The sequence below is a fragment of the Escherichia sp. S10b genome (assembly GCF_028421345.1).
GTDB lineage: Bacteria > Pseudomonadota > Gammaproteobacteria > Enterobacterales > Enterobacteriaceae > ECMA0423.
Genome location: NZ_JAHZSO010000095.1, coordinates 1 through 3,583, shown reverse-complemented (window position 1 = coordinate 3,583; position 3,583 = coordinate 1). Strand labels below are relative to the sequence as shown.

The window sequence follows — 3,583 nt, the reverse complement described above, 5'->3', positions numbered from 1 at the left end:
AAGTGAACCGCCCCGGGTTTCCTGGAGAGTGTTTTATCTGTGAACTCAGGCTGCCAGATCATCGTTTCCGATGGAAGCATAATAAGCTTTTTCTGCTTCTGCCGGAGGAGTATGGCCCAGCCTTTCCAGCAATCGTCGATTGTTATACCAGTCCACCCACGTGAGTGTGGCCAGTTCCACTTCTGCACGGTTTTTCCAGCTCTTACGGTGTATTACCTCCGCTTTGTAAAGACCATTGATGCTCTCCGCCATCGCGTTGTCATACGAGTCGCCTGTACTTCCTGTTGATGCCAGTAATCCGGCTTCCTTAAGCCGCTGTGTGTAGGCCAGCGATACATACTGAGAACCTTTATCACTGTGATGGACCGTGCCGGACGGTCGACGGGCCCATAACGCCTGCTCCAGTGCATCCAGCACGAATGTCGTTTCCATGGACGATGAGACCCGCCACCCCACGATGTATCCGGCAAACACATCAATGATGAACGCCACATAGACGAAGCCCCGCCATGTGCTGAGTAGAGTAAGAGGCAGGGCGTAGTCGGACTATTTCCCTGCCTCTCCTCCCCGAACCGGACGTGCACCTTTCAGCGCATCCGGCTCTCCATTTAAATGCTGGCGAACGCCATTGCCACTTCTGTAAAGCGCGATGTATACGTGTTTCTGGTCTCCGTCCTCAGATAGGGATTACCTTCGGGTAGCCGCCAGCGGAACAGCTTCTTGCCTTGCCCCACCAACCGGTACAGTATTTCGCCGCTGAGCTTGCCGTGATTGGTTTTACCAAATAAAACCCACGTTTTGCTCTGACCCGGTTTCGGTGATTTACACCACCACCTCATCAGGGAAGCGATACCTGTACGGTATTTGCGGGCCAGCCAGTGAGCCAGCTTCCAGAACACGACACGGTCGATATAACTGAAGACTTTGGCCTTAAAATCAACGAACTGATAGAACATGGCCCAGCCTTTCAGTTTTCGGTTGAGTTGTTCAGCCATATCGACTTTGCTTTCACTGTAGTTGCCTGATAACAGTGCTGTCAGCGATGCGGCGAAGTTTCTGGCTTTCTCCTGCGGGATCGTTGAGACCACTCGCATCTCGCCATAACGACTGCGTTTGCGAATGATCCTGTGCCCCAGAAAGATAAAGCCGTCATTAACATGGGTGATTTTAGTCTTATCCATGTTCAGCCTGAGTTTCAGACTGCCTTCGAGCACACCCCGACACTCCTCCCTGATGGCTTCCGCCTGTGCTTTGGTGCCTTTGACGATGAGGACAAAATCATCGGCATAGCGGCAGTACGCCACCGCGGGTTTCCACTGCCAGTTTTCTCTGACCGCCGTACTTCGGCCCCGTTGGATACTGTTATTCCAGTACCACCGATCTTTTCTGGCTTTCCCGCTCAGGTAGCGCTCATGCAGGTATTGATCGAACTCATTCAGCATGATGTTCGATAATAGCGGCGATATAACACCGCCCTGTGGCACACCTTCACTGGCCGCCCGAAAGAGACCGACATCGATATGTCCCGCCTTGATGGTTTTCCACAGCAGAGTCATGAAACGTGCGTCACTGATCCTGCGGCGTACAGCCTTCATCAGCAGTCGATGATGTACGGTGTCGAAGTAACTGGACAGGTCGCCTTCAATCACCCAGCGTCCCCGGGTTTCACCACAGTCTGTGAGCTGTAATTTCACCGTGCGGATCGCGTGGTGGACACTGCGCTCAGGCCGGAAGCCATATGAGAGCGTATGAAAATCACTCTCCCATATCGGCTCCATCGCCATCAGCATGGCCCGCTGAACAATACGATCCCGCAACGCGGGGATACCCAGTGGTCGCAGTTTGCCGTTGCTTTTAGGGATGTAAACCCGTCTGGCGGGCAAGGGCTGGTAGTGGCCTGAGAGTAATTCATCCCTGAGGATTTGCAGCTCAACAGCCAGTCTGGCCTGTAGCATTGTTTTGTTCACGCCATCAACGCCGGGGGTATGGGCCCCCTTTGATGAAAGCGTGATCCGCGCCGCTTCAGCCAGCCATTCTGGTTGTGTTATCAGACGCAGCAGCCGTTGAATCCGTAGGGACGGATCGGTGACTGCCCATGTGGCAAGCTTGCGTTGCATTTCGCTGATTATCAAAGGTCTTCACCTCGTTAGGTCAGTTAATTCACGTCGCAAACACATTCAAACTGCTTCCCTTCGCCATGTAATGGGCTTTCCCCATCGCGGACTACTACGGAAGCTCCGCCAGCCAGCGCGTCATCGGAGCCATGCCCCCTTAACATCCGTCGCTGACCTTCCCCGGTTTACCTGCCTGGACTCAGGCATACTGAGGAGGCTGCCCGTCGCACTCTTTATCCTTGCTTGCCGCAAGTTGGCAGAAGTCAGCAACGCAAGCGTGATAGACGCTGCTGCCCCGGTGTTTCGCATACATGTCAAAACACCTTCGACCGGCAGTGCTTACGTATCACTGCCAGTTCCTCCTGCACGGCCTGTCAGATCACGTAGGCCGTGGTGACGTTTTCAACCCACAGAGGCGGATTAACGGGTTCATGTTCTTCAGCCTTTCAGTACTTAACCTTGAGGATCATCTCGGCTTAGTGATCTCGCCTCAATCCCCGTTGTCAGCGGGTTACATCACCCTGCGGGCATGCCGCAGGTCACTGCCGCTCAGGCTCTCCACCGTCACACCCGGTGGGATTGTTGGGTTTCTCATCGTGAGTTACCGGCTCAATATTCCAGACAGACTCGCGGTTCATTTAAGCATCCATGCCCGCCCTGAACTCCGGGCACACCGTAAGTAAAATCAGCCACCCACAGCTGGTCAGGTCGTTCTGCCACGAACTGACGGTTTACGCGGTCGCCTGCGGCAACGGCTTTCCGGCTGATGGTCGTACGGACCTTTTTACCCCGGAGAACACCGGCAAGTCCCATAACCGCCATGAGACGTGCCACAGTGCATCTGGCCACTCTGATACCTTCCCGTAACAACTGACGCCAGACTTTACGCACACCGTATACCTTGTGATTTTCATCGTATACGCGCTGTATCTCTTTCTTCAGCCAGTCATCGCGCTGCGCACGGGCACTGCGTTTATCCGGATGATGTCGCTGTTGCTGACAGTGGTAATACGTTGACGGGGCAATATGCAGTTCGCTGCATAGCGGTCCGACCCCGTACTGCTCACGCAGCTTATCCAGCAGTGGCATCATTTTTTCCAGAGGCGGTCGAACTCCGCCTTCGCAAAATAAGCGGAAGCCTGGCGAAGGATATCGTTACTGCGGCGCAGTTCACGATTTTCACGTTCCAGCTCTTTCAGACGCTGACGTTCAGCGGTGGTGAGCCCTCCATCACCGCCCCCGGTATCCCGCTCATGCTGGCGAACCCAGACACGCAGAGTCTCCGGCGTACAGCCAATCTTTGGAGCAATGGAACAAATTGTCGCCCATTGTGAGTCATATTCGCTCTGACTTTCCAGAACCATACGGACTGCCCGTTGACGGACTTCGGGGGAAAAACGAGTATTTTTAGTCATCCTGTTTACCTCTTTCTCAGGAAGTTTAGTCTCCAGGATTCCCGGGGCGGTTCA

Annotated in this window: 1 protein-coding gene, 2 pseudogenes and 1 other annotated feature; all 3 genes and pseudogenes read right to left on the bottom strand. The window is 54.2% G+C overall.

Annotated elements, in window-relative coordinates; genetic code table 11:
• Positions 1–45: 45 nt before the first annotated feature.
• Positions 46–525 (bottom strand): annotated as a pseudogene (locus tag FTE26_RS07235) (IS3 family transposase); the annotation flags it as partial.
• Between the two features lie 83 nt (positions 526–608).
• Positions 609–2,117, bottom strand: a complete 1,509-nt coding sequence (gene ltrA, locus FTE26_RS07230; protein ID WP_001189123.1) for a group II intron reverse transcriptase/maturase — start codon at positions 2,115–2,117, stop codon at positions 609–611.
• 672 nt (positions 2,118–2,789) lie between these two features.
• A pseudogene (locus tag FTE26_RS07225) lies at positions 2,790–3,529 on the bottom strand (IS3-like element IS629 family transposase); the annotation flags it as partial.
• Positions 3,132–3,248 (bottom strand) — a sequence feature (AL1L pseudoknot). Its footprint overlaps the pseudogene before it by 117 nt.
• Positions 3,530–3,583: the final 54 nt, after the last annotated feature.

Bases quoted from the DNA above. Each gene is read 5' to 3' on its own strand.
- ltrA (WP_001189123.1), bottom strand. From the start codon at position 2,117: ATGCAACGCAAGCTTGCCACATGGGCAGTCACCGATCCGTCCCTACGG.